This is a genomic window from Levilactobacillus lanxiensis, from assembly GCF_016861655.1.
Lineage (GTDB): Bacteria > Bacillota > Bacilli > Lactobacillales > Lactobacillaceae > Levilactobacillus > Levilactobacillus lanxiensis.
The window spans coordinates 51,348-72,087 of record NZ_BOLN01000004.1 but is presented as its reverse complement, the minus strand read 5'-3'; the positions used below and the strand labels follow the sequence as shown (position 1 = coordinate 72,087).

Sequence of the window (20,740 nt, the reverse complement as noted above, 5' to 3'; positions counted from 1 at the left end):
AACGTCTATGCTCACTTGATCACCCCAATAACAATGCTTGAATCAATACTGTAACGGCGATTCTCATCGGCGATATAAGTCTTCCCTTTTTTATCATTAGCATCGCTGTCAGCAAGAACACCAACCAGGACTTCATCCCCAACCGCCAGCTCTCGCGTGCCACCCCAGTCCAATCGTTTAACTCCTCGCACTGGCGTATGCTTTTTACCACCCGTGGTCATTACTTTAGGCTGTACCGTTAGCGGCGAAGTATCTGTGACAAAGGCCCGGTATAGAGCGTCTCTGTCAGCCAATGCTAAGCTGACTCTTAGGTCAATCAACTCATTAAGCTTACTTGCCCCCGTTTTCAATCAATCGCCTCATTTCTTATTTCCTTTTTGCCGCGCCTTTCGCCGAGACTTGATGATTTTCTTCTTTTTATCATCCTTGGCCTTTTCATTTTTTGCTTTCAGCTTAGCCTTAGCCTGATCCTTTTCAGTAGCGGCCTTAGCCTTCTTCAACCGTACCGCGTTGGCAGTCTTGTAGGCACTATAGGGCACAAATTGGAAAGTCACCGTACTTGATGACGACGTATACTCCCGCTGCCCACTGAGCACCACACACTTACCATAATTTTTTAAACCGTCATCAATGTATACTAGGGCACCAACGTGGATTTCCTGGCGCATGAGGCATTGCACTTCATACTTCTGTCCGTTGTACGTACCGTCATCTGTCGGCGTTGGGTGGCTTGTTAAGCCTGTTTGCGGTGTTAGATGTAACTTAGCTTTTTGACCAGTCGTAATTTCACGAATATATAACTTGCCATTTTCAATGTAAGTCGTGGTACTAGCACTGTCTGCCAACTTTTTGAGCGCGTTAAGCGGCTTACCACTGACCGTATATCCATTTGGAAACTTCCTGTCGTAAGTTAGTTTAAGCGCGCCCAATGGCACCTTGGCACGTTTGGCAATAGTCCGCGCAATTGTTGAAGCTTTGGTCCCCGCCTTGAATGACAGATTCTCATACTTGATTTGTTTGGCATACTTGGCCTTTGACTTCTTAGTCTTGGCCGTCTGTGTATACTTTTTACGTGTTCTGGCAGCATAAGTTCTCCGCTGGGCGGCAATTTGATTACGTTTAACTCCCCGTTCATGTGCTTTAGCATTAGGATTATTCCGCAGCCAGGCGTTCAGCTCATTGGTTTTCTTTTTGTTGTACTGCCGGATTAAGTCAGTGGCGCTACTCTCGCTGGCCTTCTTACGCGTATTTTTAACAGTCACCTTAACTTTGGTGACCTTTTTAACCTTCAGTGGATTCTCGCTAATGTCCGGGAAGTGATTGAAATTAACCTGGGCCGTCTTATCCACACTGTCTTGCGCGATGGGTGTGGAAGACTTGATGGTTCCTTTAGCAATCATGCCACCATTCTTAGCTGTGGCATCAGCATTATAAAAACCAGCGGTCACAGTTACCGTTCTGCCTTCTAGAAAATACGCATACTGATCACTGGTTAAGTTATACATGGTGAGCTGATTCATATCTGGATTGATACCAGTGGTAAACGGCGAAGTCAACTCGAACGTTCCGTTATAGGGGGACTTATCCCAACTAAGAAATTCCTTCTTATTCTTCTTCCATGTGACGTAAATCCGCATGTAACGGTGTACAAATTGCACTAGCTATCACCACCTGTCCAAGTCATCCAAGCCATCATCGTCATCATCAGAGTTAGCTTCATCATTCGAGTCGTCATCATCGAATCCCATATTGGCATCATCCCCGTCTGGATTAAAAATTCCATCATCCGTGTTGCCTGGGTCAAGCTCTCCGGTAAACGTATCATCAACGCTGATAAAAATATCCTGATTAATGCTGGAAAAATTGACGATGGTTGTCTTACCTGTTTCATCGATTAAAACTAAATCGTCTTTAGGTAAGTTGGCATCCGACACCCCCGCAAAAAGCCGTTCCTTAGCCACCAGCTTTTCGTTCGTGACAATATCGACACCATTTTCGTCAGCAATTGTTAGGTAGATTCTGTCGTTAACATAGTTATATCGAATTGTGAATTTGTAGTTAACCCCACTGAGCGTCATGCTAAATGTCTCTGGTAGCTGATATTTATTAAACTGAATCGTATTACGATACAAGTGCCGTCACCTACTTCACTCTGACCTTTTTACCGATTGGCAATTTTCTGTCCGGATACCCATTCCAGCTCCGCAGCTTAGCAATCGACGTTCCAAAACTAACGTGATATCCCCAGTAGGTATCGCCTTTTTTAATTGTGGTAAATTTTCCGGCCTTAGGCTTGGCCTTTTTCCGTGTTCCTTGCGTTACCGATTTGGGACCACTACCAGCCTCTTGCTTACCAGTCGTTTTCTTCTTTGAACTCTTTTTAATTTCACTGGTGGCCCACTTAACGTCTTCCAATGAAACAGATACCGGTAAAGCATTATCTCTTGGCGCGTCAAAAGTCAGGCCAGTAGACGTTAAAACGGCACTATTACTGCTTCGTTGCCCATGGTGCAACTCAACTTCTGTTCCATTCTTGCCCCAGCGTTTCAGCATGTCATACTGCTTCTTAAGACCAGGCACTTTCGAAGTAGATGATCCACCCAGCTTCCCGTCAATCTGCCGTTGTGTTGGCTGGTTCTGCACAAAGTGATTAATGTATTGTCCTGGCGCAATCGAGTTCGTGGTCATGTCGCTAGTGGACGTCTCACTCTCAGTCGTATTATCGATGAAAACGTAGCTATGCATAGTTCCGGGATACTTAGGAATGACAAATGGCCGCTTAGCCTTCCAGTAGCCCGGCTTGTCCTTTTGCATTTGCGTAATCATTTTCTTCTTTAGTTTCACTGTCGCCTTGCGCTTTTCGGCAGCTTGACTCTTCTTAAATGATGCCAGGTTACTCTTGGCCTTTGTATACGCTGTCTTAGCCTTCGTGACTTTTTTCTTGGATTTTTTCACGGACTTGTTGGCGCTAGTTATCTTTGACTTTATGGTCGACTTCTCACTAGCCGTCTTAGCCTTAGATAGCTTAGTCTTCAGCGTGGATACGGCTTTCTCGTTCTTAGTATATGTGGACTTAGCCTTGTTATAGGCAGTCTTAGCCGTTGTCATCTTTTGCGTATATGTTTTAAGTGTCTTCTTAGTCGCCAAAGATATTCCTCCTCTCAAAAACGCTATATGTAAAAAGGCCTCCCACAATAGGAGACCCTTCCTTCTATTCAACTGACATTAACCGGTCACACAAATCATTCATCATCGATTCAAACTGACGACGATCCTTAGCCGCCTGTTTGGCAACAAGCTTCTGAGCTTCTTTAGGATCCGTTGAACCATTAATAACAAATTTAGGACTGTACGTAATCTGTGGTCGTACGACTAATCCATTTGACTTAGTCGGTGTAGCCGCCTTAGCAGTTTTAGCAAATTTCGCCTGTGAGTCCTTCATCTTGGCAAATTCATGCTGCATCTTAGCAAAGGACCTGAACTGGCCAAAAACACTGTTAGGTGCTTTAATTGCTCGGTCACTCATAGCTTCTAGTAACAGCGGGTCTGCACTCGGCCGCTTAGTGTTGACAGCAACTTCATTCTCGCCCTTAGCTTCACCAAAGATATTAAGCTTTCCGTTCTTAGCCCAGCCACCGTTAGCATGTAATGCAGCTTGTACCTGGCGTGCTCCAGCAACGTGTTCTGAGGTATAGCCGCCTCGCTCCCAGCCATTAGAAAAACGGGCTGCCAGCGATGCGACTGAACCTTTACCACGAATAACACTCTTCAGCAAAGAACTATCGGAGCCATCCCCTTTTAGGGCAAACTCTAGTTGTAGGCCTGCATTTTTCCAGCTCTTACCCTTACGACGAGCAAAGTTCATCAGTGCTGTCTTACGAACGCCAAGCCATTGCCCTAATCCAGAAGCGCCACCGCTGCTATTAACTGCCCCAGGATTCAATCCACCTGATTCAAAATTCCAGTTGCCCAAAACGGCAGCAATCCCAGAATTAGTGGCGGCTGGATAGAGCTTCTTAAAGGCAGCAGCTAGAGTGCGGGCACGTGAGGCTAAGCCACCACTCAAGCCAAGACTACCAATACTGCCTATCGAGTCTTCTCCAAGCTTATTTGATACCCATTTCAATCGCTTACCAAGTTCCGATTTAACCAGCTTAGTAAGGGCCGGATTCTTAGATTTTTTTTGAGTCGCCGGATTGCCAAAACTACCATGCAACTTCGTGACATCGAGCCACCCCTTAGTCGAAGAACCACCATGGTCCCATAGCCCTTTGGTAGTTGCACCAATATGGACGTGAGTACCACTCGGCCCTAGCTTAGCAATAGCCTGGCCTTGCTTAACGTGATCACCAGCATGAACAAGTAAAGTTGCACCACTAGGGTATTTGCCATTCAGTTCCTGGTAAATTAATCTTAGACGGCCCCCTTTAGTTCCAATAACCTCACCAACGCCGTCACTTCCAAGCCATCGTCCTGGGCCTGCTTCGGTGACAGTAGCATCTTCCAAGGCATGGACTACTTTTGCTTGAGAGAAGTCGGTACCATCATGATTCGACATTCCTCCAGAAGTCTTCCCTCGATATCCAAAACCAGAGCTGATTCTCCAGCCAGGACCTGGTGAATGAAGAACAGAACCGCCACCACTATCAGATGACATGGCTGACTTTAATTGTGACCATACTTCAGCATTCCAAGGAACACCAACGTGTGTGGCAGCACGTTTACCAGTGCCAAACAGGCCATTACCGAGCGCCGTGTCTAGTCCACCTTTGACGTTGGAACTAAAATCACGGTTCCATGCCATTTTAGGATGCTTGTCACTACTCTTGATCAGGCGTTTAAGCGCACCAGTCCCTTTAGCAAAGTGTGGTAGGGCTCCGACGTCTTGTAGTTGCGCCGTTTCTGACCCGTTCAGTACTTCATCCCCAGGACCCAATGGTAAGACAACATCATTTCCCTTAGGCAAGTATGCATGACCATTACTCTTGAGGATAGCCTCCTGACGTGGCCCGACTTTAGCGTCGTTGACCACAGCCATTGTGTGCTTACTAATAGGTCCTTGGCTACCTTGTGCGTAATGAATCATTGGCAACACGCTACCACCGCCACCAAACTTATTCAAAACGGTGTTGATACCTTTCACACCACCATTAAGCTGTTTGATAGCAGCAGCCATTTCCTTGTGTGCATAAGTGGATAACTTGCTAAAAATGTCGTCAAAGTCATTTACCATGGCCTTAGCGACGGCATTCATCCCCTTGTGTAACTGATTCATCTGGGCCATGGAGCCTTTTTGCATTGTGTCAAAGTCGGCAACCGTGTTCTTACGGAGTGAATCAGTAGTCTTGCCCGTATCCTTTTGAATCGACGTAAAATCCTTCGACGTCTTCTTAGAAATACGGCCAGTACTTTGACTGGTGTTCCGCTGGATAGTCGACCATTGCCGCTTAGAACCTTTCTGAAGCTTGCTCAGTGATTTAGTCGACTTCTTAGTTGAAGCACCGTACGCGTCAAAATTGAGGCTCGCTGACCCCAACCTATTCTTACCTTGGACCAGTTTAGCCGTTCCACTTGCATAGCCGGGAAGCATCATCCCGCGGCCAAGACCACCTTTAGCAACACTAGCAGAATCGCGAGCATTAAGGATACGTTCGCCTGAGCGTACCTTAGTTAATGTGGGACCATTCATCCCCAGCCAACGCATGTAACCCTTGCCAGCGTGATAAGCCATTTCGGGCCCACCTTCACCAACAAGAGCTAAGTGATTGCTTCTCATAAAGCCACCAGCAGCATGAGCCAATCCAGTTTGAATATTGATTTTAGGCTTTGACGACTTCTTTGCTGACTTGCCACTGCTCAAAGCACCAAGTTGCTTATTACTACTTTGGGCACTCTTGGCTACGTCTGGCGCCTTGACTGACGGTGTGGCACTACTACCACCGCCACCAACCCAGCTTTCAATCGTCTTGACTGGATGGGCTAGGAACTTGCCAATGTTTTTGCCTAGGTCTACGATGCCATCCCAAACAGTTTTTAAAATGTCTCCCAGGACATTGCCAATCGTACCGAAAATTCCGGTAAAGATTTGAACGGCGTCCTTCCAGATATTCTTCCAACGCCCATGGATTAGATCGCTGATCAATGCAAAGACACCAGATACTGTCTTGATAAAGCCTTCAATAATGTGTCCAGCCACTTTAATTGCTGTCTTTACCGCAGCTCCAAACACTTTAAAGGCTACACCCGCGATTTTCATCGTAGGTACCAGTACAGATTTGAATATCTTCAGAGTTCCTTTGATTGCTGCGCTACCATTCTTACCTGAAAGTGGTTTAATAACATATTGTGACCAGGCCTTAGAGATTCCCTTCGTCGCACTACCCCAAACTTTTGAAATAGACTTGACGGTTGCCTTGAAAGGCTTAGCTAAGCTGCTAAAAGTCTTCTTAACATCCTTCACAGCAGAACCGATGGATTTCTTCATTTTCTTAGGCAAGCTCTTTTGAATGGTAGAACCAATCTCAGTTCCCATTGTCTGACCAATAGCCGCACCAGCCACCCCACCGATAGGACCAAACATAGAACCAATAGCTCCACCAGCTAACATACCGCCAGCCGAACCAACCTTTTTACCAGCATTTTTCTGGTTCATGCCAATCAGATTAGTCCCAGCCATAGCAACATCCAGAACAGGAACGCGAGAGGAAAGCTTGCCACCAATCTTGGCTACAGTTCCAATCTTGCTGTTCTTTAAGAAATTAAGTCCGCCTTTGGCCTTTCCTAAGACATTTGAAGTTCCGCTCTTGGTTTCATTCCATAACCACGACCTACCAGATTTGAGTGTATCCATTCCAGATAGCAAAGCTCGACCCGGCTTTACTTTGGAAACAACATTGCGGGTAAGTGTGTTAGCTGATTTACGCCGCTTATTTAATCCGTTCCAGTCAACGCCATTAGCAATTAGACTTCCTGGTACTCGAGATTGACTACTAAAATGTGTTGCTCCAGACCGTTGTGAAAACTTTCTAGGATTATTCTTACCGATTCCTAAAAAACCAGTCATCTGACCAATAATTCCAGTCTTGCCACCAGAACTCTTGCCACCCAACTTAATGATGGCAGACAATGCACCGTGCATCTTGAGCAATGATCCTGCCAATAACGCAACTGGACCAACAAGTGCCGTAAGACCAACACCTAAGCCAATAAATTTCTTAGTTGGTGCTGGTAGCTTTTGGAACCCTTCAAGAAGATCAGCAACTTGCTTAGCAAGCTTAGTTAATGTTGGCATCCAAGCATTAAAAACATCTATACTATCGTTTAATAGTCCGCTTTTTATACGGTTCCATTGGCTTTTTAACGTATCCAAATTTTTCTCAGAAAGTTGGGAAACGTAGCCCTTGCCACCATACATATTCTGAGACTTCTGAACTTTCTTATCCAATGCATCGACTTGCTTATAGCTGTTCCCAAGAGCTTGAGCCGCACTAGAAGCATTCACCCCAAAAAGAGCAGCATAAATAGCCCCTTTGTCGGTTTGGCTCTTCTTCATCTTATTCATTCTAGTAGCAAGCTTTTCAAAGATATCTTGAATAGGGAGAAGTTCATTTTTACTGTCGCGAAAATCACTATACTTCAGGCCTAAGTCCTTCATAGCATTGGGCGCTTTACCTTTAGATGGTGGACTCGTCAGTCGCTGATAAATCTGCCGCATTGAGGTACCAGCCTGACTGCCATCAATACCAAAGTTAGAGATATCACCAATTGCTGCCACAGTCGTATGAAGCGATTGATGAGCAGCATGCGCATCAGGACCTGAGAACTTAAGTGCTTCACCCAAGTTACCAAAACTTGTTGCAGTCAAATCGGCTGAATATGCCATCTGGTTGATTGCGGTCTTACTAGCTGAAGCCATCCCCTTAACAGAATTGACTTTCATGCCAAATTGCTCAATAGCTGAAGCTGCGTTACTTACCACATCAGAATAAGCATCACCAGAGGCAATTGCGCCTTGAAGATAAGACTTCTGAGATCCTAGAGCTTGGTTAGTTGTATAGCCACGACGATTAAGAGTTTCATATCCTTCAGCAATCTTCTTCTGGGAAACGCCGTACGTATCTGAATACTTGGTAGCATCCCGCTGCATCTTAGCAACGTTCTTAGTTGCCTCGGACTGCTTTTCACCACCAGTTTCAGCCAAGTTAGTGATTGTTTTATATCGATTCTGAAGGTCTGTTGCCGTCTTTAAGGCAAATCCAGCCCCTGCAGCAATAGCAGCCGTGGCAACAGTAGCTTTACGACCAAATGACTGCATCTTGTTACCTAAAGCGTCCAAATCACGTGACTGTTTCTTGAAGTAAGAAGTCCCACCGGCCTTTTTCATGGATCGCGTGAGATTGGTCGTCTTCATGTTTGCCCAATCAATCTTACTACCGGTTCTACCAACAGAACTCGTTAGTCCATCAAAGCCACGTTTCTCTTGATTCAAGCTATCTGTGACGCGACTGTGTGAAGCTTCGTCATTCATTTTCTTAATGGATTGTTGCGTATTTTTGACAGATTTATTTAATCCAGGAACGAGCTTTTCCATCTGTTCAATCGTTCGCTTCATCCCATCAAGTTGGGAGAGGCCATTGATATCAATTCTGTATGATATCCGGTCACCAGCAATATCTGGCAATTAAGACCCCTCCTTCCCTCCAAATGCGAGGGCAATGGCAGCAGCTTGGTTGTAGCGGTTCGCCTTGGTACGTTGCTCGGTCGCGTATTGCAAGATACTCAGCTCATTACCTGACATCCCCCGAATTTCCTCACGGGTGACGTTGACCGTTCCTTGAATATAGGCCGACCATTCCATTGCCAATCCGGGATTCTTAGAGAAAATCTTTTCGATCTGACGCTTGTTGAAAAAAATATTACTCTGAGAGATAAAACGTGACGATGATGCTCATCAAGTCATCCAGCTCACTCTTAGTCATGCCAATCTTAGACAGACTATCAAATGTCACCGTATGCAGAGGAGCACCATCCACCAAAATAACTCGGATGAAGTCGGTCATAAGCTTTTGATAAACGCCAGCATTGTTAACCATTAGGTAACGGTCACCAGTAGACGTTTCTTCAATTCGAACTTGCATGTCAGAAAGTTGCGTGCTGACACCCAGGTCTGGCTTGATCACTGACAGCTTGAGAGACTTCCCATTCTTCAATACGTAAACCAGATTAAAATTACTATCTACGGCAACTTTATCCGATTCATCGCGCATAACCGTTGGCGCCGCAGTCAATACTTGTGGCTTGTCCTGAGTTGGTTGGGGCGTCTGAGCTACTGGCTCACTAACCGTGGGGGCATCCCCCACATTACTAGGAGCACTAGTTGGTGCTCCAGTTGAAGCGGCTGAATCATCTTCCGTTAAAATATCGTTCAATTCTTCTGACATTAATTAATCCTCCTATGCCTAAGCGGCTTTGTTGCCTTCCAAAGTGATTTTGTTGCATGAGAATGCAGTATCAACAGTTTGTGCGGTACCACCAATGTTGATATCAGGGTTCTTAGTCAACAGCGCCTTACCAGCGTAAACGTGTTCGTATGGTGTCACGATGTTAATCTTGTGATACCCCGTTGAAGCACCAAAGCCCATGATGTCTTGCCAAGTGTCGGATGCACGGTTCAAGTGAAGCGTGATTGTCCCACGGCCATCATGATTCTTAACGGCGGTCCCGGCACCTTGCGCATCAATTTCCAATGTCACGTTATCAGTCGTCCACGAAACGGAAGCCATATCGTTGCCGTTGAAGTACTTGACTAACTTGTCGTCCAAGTAAATGGCAACATCCCCGGCATCAAACAACGGTTCGTCATCTTCCAATGAAGCCGCTAAATTTTCTCCAGCCATTTATTTCCCTCCTCTACATTACGATTGTGTTTTCGATGTAGACGTCTTCGACCATTCCCATTGGGTGATACTTGGTCTTAACGCCACGCATCTCGCGTTTAGTTTCATAACTCTTAGGCAATTCGCCAGGCTTTGCGTAGTCTACGGAATAGTCTGGTTTCCCGGTTTCAGAACCAGTTGCGTCAACCTCTGGCGCAATAATGTCCAAATCGCCGGCGTCAATAAAGGCACCCCGAATAACGGTTGCGATTGAGTCGAACCCAACCTCGTTATAAGGAATGCCTTGTTTAGCGTTTTGCACAAACAGGTTTGTAACTCGAGAACTGATCTGATTCTGAATCCAGTCCCAACCAAGAATCGTGTCAATATGAACATCATCAGCGGACATACGTGAACTAGTAATCTGCGGATTGACCAGCACATAGGCGTACGTCACGATGTTGTACTTATCAAGCTCCGCCTGGTCATCAGGCGTGAAGTTGTACTGATCTTGTGGTTGCGTATATGGCAAGCCACCCAATGCATACTTCACAGCCGAGTGAGGATTGCGCCCATACTCAACACCAGCAAATGCTGCGTCCAGGACATTATTATAGGTGTCTTGCATTTCTGCAGTGGAATCATCAACTGCTGGTAAGGTAAGCTTCATTGTACGTTTGTTATCGGTATACCCCTGCAACTTCGTAGCATCGTTGGCGTACAGCAAGAAAATACCTGTGTTTTGCAGTTCGACAAAGTTAGAAATCGCTTGTGCGACGTCCTCGTCGAACTCTGTCAGAAACCAGAACTGCGGTCCTGCATAGTAGTACTTCTTCAGAGCTGTAACGGCCCCAATGGCGTCTGCTGAAAGGGTGCTAGTCGTGCCAGCCACATCAGCGGTGACTTTTGCGCCATCACCAGTCGGCGTTGCTTGGACATTAGTTGGATCACTCGCTGCTACATCCCCAGGAACAAACGTCAGAGCCAGTAAACTAGCAGCTTCGCTATTCCCTGCGAAGTATGCCCGCGCCTTCTTCCAGAATGGTGTGTACATATCAAAATCTTCGGCAACGGCATCTAGGTCGTCATAAACCTTGATACCTTGCTTGTCTCCCTTAACCAAGCCACCAGCAAAAACGTTCTTTGCCGCGGTGGTGTACTGGTTAGAGATGTGAGCCGGGCTAATCCGGTTCAATGTGCTAAAAAGCGTAGTAGCCATTATTCATCCTCCTTATTTGAAATCGAAATATCCGAGACACCTGAGATGGTGTCAATCGGACTTGTGTACTGTCTGTGGTACTGGATGGTAAGGTCGAATCCGTGATGGTGGACAGCTTTAAACGGTAAATCGGTCACCGATCGTGATTGCGGCGTGGTAGCTGAACGTACCGTGATTCGTGCATCGCGTCGCAACAGCTGACGCGTATATAGATCCAACAGATACGTGCGAAGGTCCCCACATTTCTGCATCCCCACTGATAACGTGTCAGCAAACACGTCTAGCGAAATGACAGCCTCAAATAGCCCATCGTTTGCTGTGGCGTCACTGAATACTGGGTCATCAAAGGTCAGCGGATAGTAGGTCACGAATGGTAGCTTGCTAATCTGTGCAACCTGTTCATTAGGAACAACCTTGCAATCCGTGATTTGTGAAACTACCTTTAGCAAAGGACCCACTGTTTCCTCGAAACTCACTGTTTTCTTATCAAATGGACTCAAGCGCGTCATCCCCTTTAAGGTAGTACACAAAAATACCGGCTACATTGTCATAGTCGGCTAGCTGGTCAATTTGAAAAACATGGTCCAGGCACTCCACCAAGGTTCCTACACGATACTTATTCTCTGAGTACCAAGCGTATCGGCGTGGTACGGTATTCCCACCGCCAGATAACGACTCAGACAAGTTAGCAGTAATGTTAGATGACTGTGGCACTACTGGATCCACCAGTGATTCAGCATCGACATCCCCGTCCAAATCAGCCTTAGTGAATGGAACTACCTCATTCATAGCGTTGATTCTCCCGCCATCCATAACATTTAACATAGGGTGAACGCGAATTGGGACGCCAAATATACTCAAAGCTTCATATAGGTCACTAATCACACTCACCGTGGCCGTACCTCCTTATCAATCGAACGATACAAGCCACCAGTGTCGACCAGTGGTTGGTCTCGTCCTTTTTTCTTGATAGTGCTAGGTGCGTTATGTGGACTGACAATATCAATTTGATGGCGAACGTCTTCAACCATACGTTCGCCAATCAGCTTGTAGGCCTTTCCACTGGTCAGCTGACCAGAAAGCACGCCCTTCACCGCTTCACGACTAACGTAGCGCCAACCATATTTGCTGTTTCGGTAGACAGAACCACGCAAAAAAGAACGCGCTGGGATTTTGTTGGTCCCAAACTCGTTATACCGAACAATCTTTTGTAGTTCCTCCGGCGTGTGCTCTGGGACACTTTTAATAGCCCCGACGCTAACCTCAGACTGATTCAGCTGTTTAAGTCGTCGCTTCTGCAAGGCTAGACGCTTAAGAACTTCTTCTGCTCCAGAACTCATAGTACTAAGGGAATCTTAATTTGTTTACCAGCAGACAACACATTGGTTTCAAATCCATTAGCAGCTTTAATAGCACCAACAGTCGTCTTGTCCCGAAACTTTAACCACAAGCTGTATACGGTATCACCCTTGGCTACACGATAAATAGCAAATGGAACTGAGCGTCCATTAACCACTGTAGTTCCTACTAACTTTAGTGCTTCATTGTTAGCCATAGTATCCCTCCTTAGTAAAAGTGTACTGTCTTTTGACCATACTTCTGTTCTTTGAGTAATCTCTGAAACTCATCCCAAGCATCATCCCCGTTGGCATCATCGAACTTGGTATATTCACCATTTTCAGCTTTTACCACCTTGAACCGTTCTCTGTGCTTCAACACCCGAATAAACAGTAAATGTCGCGCGTAAAGGTAAGTAGCATACTCTACAATATCTTTATTCAAGCGATAGGTTTTAACCGCCTCAGTAGCATCAGACACAGCATAGTTGATGACCGCTTCATCAATACCCTTACTCGTAGGATCAGTCTTAACTCTATCTAAAATATTCGTACTAGATAACAACTACATCACATCCTAACCAGCAGTGACATTAGCCCCATCATCCGTTGCCGTGGCCTCTACGTTAGATGGCGCTGCGGCTTGTGCTTGTTTTACCGTAAATCCATCAACATCTACCTTATCTGATTCAGTCAATTTACCGGTTGGGTCTGTGTGACTCGCTTGATAGTCGCCCTTTGCAACAACGGTCCCCGCTGCCAATCCAGTAATTTGAACACCATTAGTATCATCACCAGTAAAGGCAGGCGTTTCCTCGCCTTTCTTATAAACATTTAAAGTTAATTCAGCCATTTATTGTTCCCCTTTCTACTTACCAGTTACCTGAGCGCCATCAGCCGTTGGTGTCACATTTAAATCAACAGGATCCGGAGCCGCTACAGCAGCAGTATCCAGAATGTAAATCCCATCAATCATCTCAAACGTTGGCATAAACTGTTGAGAAACGTTGGTCTTCTTATTCACAGGGTCTGCCGTCATCATTGTACTGATGGCCACACCGTTATCTACAATTGAGACATCGGCAGCCTGGCTACCCAGTAAATCAGCTTCTTCTGGCGTGGTTGACATAATGGTATTGCCAAGGTTACCTTCGGGCAGGAAGATTACCCGGCCGTCGGGAATCCAGTATTTCTTGGTCCCATCGATATCGTTGTACTGCTTGTCATAGACCTGGATAGTCAGCCCATAGTTAAGTGACAAGAAACTAAACAGCTCAGATTGTGGGATTGTAACATTAGCTAATTTGCCACTATCATACAGCATGGTCGACTTAACATTGGTATCCCGAAGCATACTTTGCAACGTGTTGTCATTCATAACCACACGAGTGATAGTCTGATCTGAATCATCCCCAACAACGTTCTTCGCGGCTCGAATATCATCGAATGGTGTCGATTCTGTAGACCCCCACGCATTCTTAACAACGACTTTGTGAGTTTCTTTCATCCCATAATCAGCTTGAATGTGTTGCCCATTACCAAAGATGTTAACTTTACCCGTTTGCATCAATTGGTTACGGACAATTTCACGTGTCAATTCAGCCCCAGTAAGTAATCGTTGTTGATCGTCAAAAATCTTGTTGATAATCAGGTCCTTTTGGGAGCTATTACCATTTTGTTGAAGATTAAGAAGCTGCTGACGTAAGTCTTCATCAATCTGCAAGCCTTCTTTAAAGTAACGCGTCTTATCGCTGATTTTTTCAAATCCTTGACGTTCACGCATAATCGCTTGTGCCCCAAATGCAGATGGTACCAATGGTTTAGGCGCATTGGATTGTCCACGATAAAATTCGAAATTTGAACCTACTTGCTTCTTTGCTGGGAACAGCGTGTCCCAAATGTAAGGTGGTCGGTCCTTAGATTTCTCTGTCCAGAACGCACCTAAATCGGTTGCTGTAATATCATCAAAAATGCTACTCATACGTTTTTCCCTCCCCTACTTATTCCGCTTAAAGAACGTAACTTTGCCGTTCAATGCACTCTTGACTTCGTCTGTAATCTTGACGCTGTCAGGCAAACGATTCTCATTCACGTATCCATTAATAATTAGCGTGCCATCAGATGGACCACCGGTGACGTCGACGGGAAACTCTAAAATTCCTTGCGCCGTTGCATCACTAACAACACTCAGAACGGCTTGTTCATTTTCCAACGTTGAATCGTCCCCACCTACAGGGGAGCCGGCTGGAATAATCTTCTTACCGTTACTATCTGCAGTAACTCCTGTATCACTAACAATGGCGCCTAAAGCCACCTTATTAGCAATAAAACCTAGGACCTGCTTGGGGCCCAGATATGTTTTATGTTCAGTCATTATTTAACCTCCTATTAACTCTTAAAATACGGATTTTTACGGGTGATAGTCTGTTGGGCTAAATTGGCACCATAACTGCCACTCTTCTTTTCTAGCTTATTGCCGCCAGCTTTGGGAGGATTACCTTTAAGGTATTCCGACTTAACATCCTTTGCAATTCGGTCTTTAAGACCAGCCAACCAATCCATGTTTGTCTTGGTGGTATCAGCATCTTCCGTAACTAAATGATTTAGATCCTCGTCCGTCAAATTAATATCTGCATCTGCGGCCATTTTACGAGCTGTATCAGTCATTTCGTATCGTGCTACCTGTGCCTTTGCTGTGGCAGCTGCCTCATTTGCCTTCTTGATTTCGTAGTCCTTTTTCTGATTGGCATTCATTTCAGCCAGTTTCTTAGCCTCTTTATCCTTTTCGGCTTGTTCAGACTTCCATCTGGCCAGTTTTTTAGCAACGATCTCATTGACATCCTTGTCGTTATACTTCTTGCCATCAGATGCCTCACCGGCTTGGTTGTCTGAATCATCGTTGGTCCCATCGCTACCTTCATTGTCAGCAGGTGGCGTCAGCTTCCCATCATCGCCATCCGGATTGGAAAAATACTGTAACTTCATAGACATTAAATTCAAGTATTTCATGGTAAATCCTCCATCCATAGCTTTTAGAGTGATTCAATGCTTGCACGTCCGTAGCTTTTATTGACATCCACGCCTGGTCGAAAGTACACAAAAACAGGGGTTATTATTCGGATATATCGAATAAAAGCTCCTGTTATTTAGCATATCTTATTTTGTTATTGTTAAATAAGCATTCTATAGGGGCTATTAGTAATAAATAGCCCCTATTTACCCTTTTGGCTCTCAAGGAACTTTTTAACCAGTTCCTGATGCCTCTTGACCTTTTGCGAATCCATTTTACTCCCAGGTTTTACGTTAGGATGTGGCGACATCGGTGGTAATCCACCATATTCCGTCATTCCATCGTGACTATAAGCTTCACCGGCGAGCATCTTTTTAATGTTCTCAGATTCATTCTCAGTCATTAGTGATCCTCCAGTTCAATAATAAATCTGTTGGCATCATCCATATAAGTGTCCGCAACTTTAAAGTTACTGCCTCGCTCATATAATACTTCACCTTCAGATAGATTAAAAGCACCTAAATTACGACCACTAGTTGCGTGCTTAATGACAATTTGCACCTTTGCGTTGCCATTATAAAGACTCGATGCCTTTGTAAAAGCCAGATACTCTGACGGAACATAATTGGATCCCGGTTCAAATTTCCATAAATAATTTGAAAGCTCCTTGCCGCTTAGTTCTACTGAACGCCACAATTCACCCTCAAACTTTGGCAATTTCGCTAGACCTGTATCTAATTCATCCATCGTCGTCTTCAACAATCCTGTTGGCTTCTGACTGCTGTACAGAGCCGAATTCAATTTATACGAGTCACCGCTCACCCAACGCAATAATCCGGCCTGTTCTTCAGCTGTTAAGCCTAGGGTTTTGGCTGCTAGTTGTCGTTTATCCATAACGGAAAGATGCGGCATTTTTATACATCGGCAATTAGGATGCGTGTCTCTAGGAATTAATGGTGCCTCATCAAGACTATATGGACTATCACCGGCAATTGCTTGGCACTTAATACATGCTCCAGGTTCCGTAATCCAATCAACCTCTTTAACGCCATTCATCTGATACGTAGTCATGTTCACTTCATCGATTAGCCGCGCCGATTCTGTCCGAACAATTCTACGTGTATTAAATTCCATTTGCTTGATTCGATCTGCTACCGATTGACTAGGCTTGAATTGGCTCATATTTGCGTGTTCATCAAGGATACTCGTCAAATCATTAAGCGACATTCCGTGTTTAAGGTGTCGATTGACTAAAAACTGTACATCCCCAGCAAGCTTATCGCTGTCCACCCATAGATTTCGGCTCCAAATCTTTCGAGTCTCTGGCTGGGTAATGATACTTGTCACACGTTTCTTTTGTTTACTGGTAAGCTTGAACGCCTGAAGCATTCTCTTAACCTCATACTTGCCATCAGTATTTACCCTACTTGCGATATGCCGTTGTTGCCTAACTGTTAGGGCAATTATACCTAAAATTAAAATAGCTCCTAATAAGTGGCCTTTATCGATTCCTGCAGCGTAGGTCTGTTCCTTAACTCGGTTAACAGCTTCCTGAGGCCAACTGCTAATATCTCCTAATCCGCTGAGTGCTTGCTTCCACTCGGCCAAATCCCACTTAGATATTCGAGTAGCCGCTTGGCTCAGAGTTAATCCATTTTCGTCAGCATATTTTTGGTAAAAGGCTGTTAAATGTTCTCTAACGTAGGCCAAATATTCGCTATAATACGCGCTACCGTCCTGATCACTTTGATTATCAAGCTCAATTAGTTGCTGAATTCTTTGCCGTTCCTGCTGAATTGTCAGTGGCATCCCCTACACCGCCCTTCTTCTGCTGGTCGGTTAGGTATTGTTGTGTGAGTTGAGCAACCTGTTGTTGCCCTTCGGCAGCTTCCTTCTTAATTTGTTCTTGTTCCTTGTCGGGATCATCGATGAATGGCATCTGCTTAAATAGCGTATTGTTGCTAAGCTTGCCATAAAAGTTATCGAACGCTTGCGATAACTCCAGCAAATTTTGTGGCACTGACTGAGTGAACCTAAACTGCAGGTCTTGCCAAGCAGCATCATCAATTCCCTGCACAACAGAGAAAACACATTTAAAGACGTCTCGCAGCGAACGCTTAAACTTGATTGCTTTAACATCAGCCATATCCTTCATTGGTTGATACTTCAGCTTGAGCGTAACGCCCGATGGATTGCCCGAGAAAGCCTCATCGTTCATGTTAGTAACGTTGGCAATCTGGTAAATGTAATCAACCAACCGATTTACTAAGTTCTCTTGAGTAGTGTCAGCGTTAGGCTTTTGCATAAACTCAACTTGGGTTTCACCTTCATCCGATTTTCCACCATTAACAACTATCGAACGCTCATCTCGTAGATGCTGCTGAAATTTTTCAACCTCGTCATCATCAAAGTACGCATTAATTATTTTTAAGTAGGCATCAGCGAAGTAGTCCACATCATTGGCCTTTTCACTCATCGCCTTATCTAGCGCATCAATCAATGAAACAATGTCATGGCAAAGCGAAAGCCTTTCTTCATTCTCTACGGCCTCAATAATTGGAACAATTGGGTATGGCAAAGCATATATAGCAACCTGGTCCATGTAGCTTCCTGACAACCCATTTACGATAAATTCACGCTGTCGGCCAACGCTCAGCAACGAAACAACTAATTGTCCCTGCGTATTATAGCGGTAGTGAACGCCATATTTGACCTTTCTAGCCAGCGTGTCATCATAGACAATGAACGTATCAATTGGACTTGCAGGAACTACACATGGAACACCTGACTCGTCTTGGTAGACGTAGTAATAGGAGCGTCCATACATAGACGTCTCTTTGGCAACTTCTGCATTAACGTCCTCAAAACTATTCGCATTGGACCACTTTGTAATAAATTCATCAGCATCTTTGTCCTTGCTGTCAATCTTAACTGGTGTCCCAATAAAGAAACCGTTAAATGATGTAATAGCTTTTCGTGGAAAATTAATGACCAGCCGATTGTCAGGCTTGTAGTTTGGCTTAGGATAGCGGTAATTGATATCATGATCACCCTCGTAGTACTTACGGTCTCTTAGATAATTAGGCCGAATGTGCAGACGATGGTAATCAACTAGTGCAAGTAGGTCTCCCATGCTAATCTCTTCATCCGCCGGGAAAAGGAACATGTTATTGTGCGTAATCTGGACATGATCTAAAATCTTATTCTCCAAATCGGGTGCTTCAACTTCTAATGGCAATCTATCACCTCCTACAAACGAAAAGTTTGAATTCTTGGTCGTTCACCAAAGGTATCCATTACGAAATACCGCATAGCATCTAACGCGTGGTCATGCTGCTTAACTACCTTGTCTTCGCCGTGTTCTGCGGCCTTATCATCCCAAACATAACTGGAGAACTCTTTAAACAAGTTATCCAATCCTGGTGCAAATTTAATTTCCCCTGTATTCATAACAGTCTGTGTTAGCCTGATGCCATCAAGAACATCGTTATTGGCCTTAATCACTCGACGTCCTTGTTGACGCCGTTCAGTAATAAATGAAGCAGCAGACGGATCAACAATTTCAGCTGGTCGAATACTTCCCTCAAAAGCATCAAGGTCATTCGAATACTCTTTATCAGTCTTCTGACGGCTATGGTGACGACCATCATAGTAATACTCTTTCATCGCGTACCACGTTCCATTAAAAAGGCCCCACAGCAAGAATGCCGTAGGGTTCTTAGTCCCGTAATCACACGATACCTTATACTTTGACGCAACTGTGCTCGGTGGCTCCTCAACCATCTGACTCTTACTAAAATTGTCATACACGATACCATCGCTAAGAACCCACAGTCCTAAGATGTAGCGCTCATAGAAAACTCCGGAGTACATCCGTTCATAACGGTCTATCGTCTCTACAGACAAAGAAGGATTATCATTCATCGTAAAGTGAATGTGAATCGCTTTGTGCTTATCAAGCTGATCCAGCCACTCTAACTTAAACCAGTGATACGGCCCGCTGGGATTACAATTGAACCAAAATTTCGCACCGTCAACTGAACCCCGAGCCGTAGCCTGATTCACAAAAGATTGCGGCATCAACGCAACTTCATCAAAAAAGAAGCCGGCAACCGTAATCCCTTGGACTAGGTCTTGGCTCCCTTCATCCTTTCCACCAAACAGAAAGAAATAATTAGTATTGCTCCCATAAGTGATGGTTAGCAAATTTTCTGAACGTGAATCCTTAACGCGATATTGTCGTGCCTCTAGCATCCGTTTAAGCGGTCGCACAACGTTTCTCCGAAGGGAACCTATAGTTTTACCTGCAATGCCAAACTGTTGTCCCTGGTAGTTAGTCATGGCCCACAGGACATACGACATCGACATGATCATCGTCTTACCAGCACGAACGGACCCATCGCAGATAATTGCTTCCTTGTCACGACGGTTTAGCCACTCAGGATGCTCATCCATTGTTTCCTGCGGATTATCAGCGTCCTTTATATGAGGGTCAATCCACCAGTCCAGCACATCTAGCTGCTTGTCTGAAAACGGTGCGTATTCAACTTGAGTTGTCTGCATTAGTAGTCACCACACTTTAGGGGTTATTTCTAGGTAATAGACCCTTTAAAACGTTGAAATATCAGCATCGGTGTTTTATAATCGTTATATAAGGGGTATTAAGTTAGAAATATATATAAATAGCCCCTAAAAAGAGGCGTAACCATGGAAAATAATGTATTGCCAATCAAAGATACCAACGTACTAAAAAACGTCCAAGATACCCTACTCAACAATTTTAAGGTTGGCCGCCGCAATTACACCATCTTCCAAGTCGGGAAAGCAACGCTATTAAGAATCAGCGATGTTATGCGGCTGAAGTATGATGATGTGTTTGACGATAGCGGCAACGTTAAGGCAAATGCCTTCATTCACGATAAAAAGACCGGCAAGCCGAACACATTGTACTTGCGGCCAGTGTCTAAAGACTTGGTAACTTACCGTGAATGGTTTGAGAACAAAGGTTACCCTAAGCAATGGCTCTTCCCGTCGGATAGAAATCCAAACCGACACATCACCGAAAAACAGTTTTATAAAGTGATGGCCAAGGCTGGCGACCTTCTGGGAATTGGTTATCTTGGTACACACACCATGCGTAAGACCGGCGCCTACCGCGTCTACGTTCAGAGTAACTACAATATCGGGTTGGTCATGAAACTGTTAAACCATTCGACAGAGGCTATGACGCTTGAATATCTTGGATTAGAACAAGCGAGCCGCGAAAACATTCTAGATACAATTGACTTTGGGTAGCTAC

The 20,740-nt window shown here is 44.8% G+C and carries 23 protein-coding genes; 1 reads left to right on the top strand and 22 read right to left on the bottom strand.

The window, feature by feature from the left end:
* Positions 1-11: 11 nt before the first annotated feature.
* From JUF22_RS06020 to JUF22_RS05915, 22 genes are all read right to left on the bottom strand, one after another.
* Complete coding sequence (locus tag JUF22_RS06020; RefSeq protein ID WP_203644536.1) at positions 12-350, bottom strand: hypothetical protein; 339 nt, start codon at positions 348-350, stop codon at positions 12-14.
* Between the two features lie 9 nt (positions 351-359).
* Positions 360-1,658, bottom strand: a complete 1,299-nt coding sequence (locus JUF22_RS06015; protein WP_203644534.1) for a hypothetical protein — start codon at positions 1,656-1,658, stop codon at positions 360-362.
* 6 nt (positions 1,659-1,664) lie between these two features.
* On the bottom strand, positions 1,665-2,132 hold the full coding sequence (locus JUF22_RS06010) for a phage baseplate plug family protein (RefSeq protein ID WP_373306106.1): 468 nt from the start codon (positions 2,130-2,132) through the stop codon (positions 1,665-1,667).
* 10 nt (positions 2,133-2,142) lie between these two features.
* Positions 2,143-3,147 (bottom strand): LysM peptidoglycan-binding domain-containing protein, encoded by a 1,005-nt coding sequence (locus JUF22_RS06005; RefSeq protein ID WP_203644530.1) that lies wholly within the window; start codon positions 3,145-3,147, stop codon positions 2,143-2,145.
* Between the two features lie 64 nt (positions 3,148-3,211).
* Positions 3,212-8,680: a phage tail tape measure protein gene (locus JUF22_RS06000; RefSeq protein ID WP_236000731.1), complete on the bottom strand. Its 5,469-nt coding sequence runs from the start codon at positions 8,678-8,680 to the stop codon at positions 3,212-3,214.
* Complete coding sequence (locus tag JUF22_RS05995) at positions 8,681-8,863, bottom strand: hypothetical protein (protein WP_203644523.1); 183 nt, start codon at positions 8,861-8,863, stop codon at positions 8,681-8,683. It abuts the gene before it with no gap.
* 52 nt (positions 8,864-8,915) lie between these two features.
* Positions 8,916-9,440, bottom strand: a complete 525-nt coding sequence (locus JUF22_RS05990; protein ID WP_203644521.1) for a hypothetical protein — start codon at positions 9,438-9,440, stop codon at positions 8,916-8,918.
* An 18-nt stretch (positions 9,441-9,458) separates the two neighbouring features.
* Complete coding sequence (locus JUF22_RS05985; protein ID WP_203644519.1) at positions 9,459-9,896, bottom strand: hypothetical protein; 438 nt, start codon at positions 9,894-9,896, stop codon at positions 9,459-9,461.
* 13 nt (positions 9,897-9,909) lie between these two features.
* Positions 9,910-11,094, bottom strand: coding sequence for a DUF3383 family protein (locus JUF22_RS05980; protein ID WP_203644517.1), 1,185 nt, complete (start codon positions 11,092-11,094; stop codon positions 9,910-9,912).
* Positions 11,094-11,543, bottom strand: a complete 450-nt coding sequence (locus tag JUF22_RS05975) for a phage neck terminator protein (RefSeq protein ID WP_203644516.1) — start codon at positions 11,541-11,543, stop codon at positions 11,094-11,096. The genes JUF22_RS05980 and JUF22_RS05975 overlap by 1 nt, the downstream gene beginning before the upstream one ends.
* A 37-nt stretch (positions 11,544-11,580) precedes the next feature.
* Entirely contained in the window at positions 11,581-11,883 is a 303-nt protein-coding gene (locus JUF22_RS05970) for a hypothetical protein (protein WP_203644514.1), read from the bottom strand.
* A 98-nt stretch (positions 11,884-11,981) separates the two neighbouring features.
* Positions 11,982-12,395, bottom strand: coding sequence for a hypothetical protein (locus JUF22_RS05965; RefSeq protein ID WP_203644512.1), 414 nt, complete (start codon positions 12,393-12,395; stop codon positions 11,982-11,984).
* 35 nt (positions 12,396-12,430) lie between these two features.
* Entirely contained in the window at positions 12,431-12,649 is a 219-nt protein-coding gene (locus JUF22_RS05960; protein WP_203644510.1) for a LysM peptidoglycan-binding domain-containing protein, read from the bottom strand.
* An 11-nt stretch (positions 12,650-12,660) separates the two neighbouring features.
* Positions 12,661-12,996, bottom strand: coding sequence for a hypothetical protein (locus tag JUF22_RS05955; RefSeq protein ID WP_203644508.1), 336 nt, complete (start codon positions 12,994-12,996; stop codon positions 12,661-12,663).
* A gap of 12 nt (positions 12,997-13,008) precedes the next feature.
* Positions 13,009-13,284 carry a hypothetical protein gene (locus JUF22_RS05950; RefSeq protein WP_203644506.1) on the bottom strand — a complete coding sequence of 92 codons (276 nt, stop codon included), beginning with the start codon at positions 13,282-13,284 and terminating at the stop codon, positions 13,009-13,011.
* 15 nt (positions 13,285-13,299) lie between these two features.
* Positions 13,300-14,412 carry a major capsid protein gene (locus JUF22_RS05945; protein ID WP_203644504.1) on the bottom strand — a complete coding sequence of 371 codons (1,113 nt, stop codon included), beginning with the start codon at positions 14,410-14,412 and terminating at the stop codon, positions 13,300-13,302.
* Positions 14,413-14,427: 15 nt separating this feature from the next.
* Positions 14,428-14,805 (bottom strand): hypothetical protein, encoded by a 378-nt coding sequence (locus JUF22_RS05940; protein WP_203644502.1) that lies wholly within the window; start codon positions 14,803-14,805, stop codon positions 14,428-14,430.
* 14 nt (positions 14,806-14,819) lie between these two features.
* Complete coding sequence (locus JUF22_RS05935) at positions 14,820-15,440, bottom strand: DUF4355 domain-containing protein (protein ID WP_203644500.1); 621 nt, start codon at positions 15,438-15,440, stop codon at positions 14,820-14,822.
* Positions 15,441-15,643: 203 nt separating this feature from the next.
* Complete coding sequence (locus tag JUF22_RS05930) at positions 15,644-15,844, bottom strand: hypothetical protein (protein WP_203644498.1); 201 nt, start codon at positions 15,842-15,844, stop codon at positions 15,644-15,646.
* On the bottom strand, positions 15,844-17,250 hold the full coding sequence (locus tag JUF22_RS05925; protein ID WP_203644496.1) for a structural protein: 1,407 nt from the start codon (positions 17,248-17,250) through the stop codon (positions 15,844-15,846). Before JUF22_RS05925 ends, JUF22_RS05930 begins: the two co-directional genes overlap by 1 nt.
* Positions 17,201-18,679, bottom strand: coding sequence for a phage portal protein (locus JUF22_RS05920; RefSeq protein ID WP_203644495.1), 1,479 nt, complete (start codon positions 18,677-18,679; stop codon positions 17,201-17,203). Before JUF22_RS05920 ends, JUF22_RS05925 begins: the two co-directional genes overlap by 50 nt.
* A gap of 11 nt (positions 18,680-18,690) precedes the next feature.
* On the bottom strand, positions 18,691-20,004 hold the full coding sequence (locus JUF22_RS05915; protein ID WP_203644493.1) for a PBSX family phage terminase large subunit: 1,314 nt from the start codon (positions 20,002-20,004) through the stop codon (positions 18,691-18,693).
* Positions 20,005-20,148: 144 nt separating this feature from the next.
* Here JUF22_RS05915 and JUF22_RS05910 point away from each other — a divergent pair, with 144 nt between their 5' ends.
* Entirely contained in the window at positions 20,149-20,736 is a 588-nt protein-coding gene (locus tag JUF22_RS05910; RefSeq protein WP_203644491.1) for a site-specific integrase, read from the top strand.
* Positions 20,737-20,740 lie beyond the last annotated feature (4 nt).

Bases quoted from the DNA above. Each gene is read 5' to 3' on its own strand.
- JUF22_RS05990 (WP_203644521.1), bottom strand. From the start codon at position 9,440: ATGTCAGAAGAATTGAACGATATTTTAACGGAAGATGATTCAGCCGCT.
- JUF22_RS05985 (WP_203644519.1), bottom strand. From the start codon at position 9,896: ATGGCTGGAGAAAATTTAGCGGCTTCATTGGAAGATGACGAACCGTTG.
- JUF22_RS05980 (WP_203644517.1), bottom strand. From the start codon at position 11,094: ATGGCTACTACGCTTTTTAGCACATTGAACCGGATTAGCCCGGCTCAC.
- JUF22_RS05970 (WP_203644514.1), bottom strand. From the start codon at position 11,883: ATGAATGAGGTAGTTCCATTCACTAAGGCTGATTTGGACGGGGATGTC.
- JUF22_RS05960 (WP_203644510.1), bottom strand. From the start codon at position 12,649: ATGGCTAACAATGAAGCACTAAAGTTAGTAGGAACTACAGTGGTTAAT.
- JUF22_RS05950 (WP_203644506.1), bottom strand. From the start codon at position 13,284: ATGGCTGAATTAACTTTAAATGTTTATAAGAAAGGCGAGGAAACGCCT.
- JUF22_RS05945 (WP_203644504.1), bottom strand. From the start codon at position 14,412: ATGAGTAGCATTTTTGATGATATTACAGCAACCGATTTAGGTGCGTTC.
- JUF22_RS05940 (WP_203644502.1), bottom strand. From the start codon at position 14,805: ATGACTGAACATAAAACATATCTGGGCCCCAAGCAGGTCCTAGGTTTT.
- JUF22_RS05935 (WP_203644500.1), bottom strand. From the start codon at position 15,440: ATGAAATACTTGAATTTAATGTCTATGAAGTTACAGTATTTTTCCAAT.
- JUF22_RS05930 (WP_203644498.1), bottom strand. From the start codon at position 15,844: ATGACTGAGAATGAATCTGAGAACATTAAAAAGATGCTCGCCGGTGAA.
- JUF22_RS05925 (WP_203644496.1), bottom strand. From the start codon at position 17,250: ATGCCACTGACAATTCAGCAGGAACGGCAAAGAATTCAGCAACTAATT.
- JUF22_RS05915 (WP_203644493.1), bottom strand. From the start codon at position 20,004: ATGCAGACAACTCAAGTTGAATACGCACCGTTTTCAGACAAGCAGCTA.
- JUF22_RS05910 (WP_203644491.1), top strand. From the start codon at position 20,149: ATGGAAAATAATGTATTGCCAATCAAAGATACCAACGTACTAAAAAAC.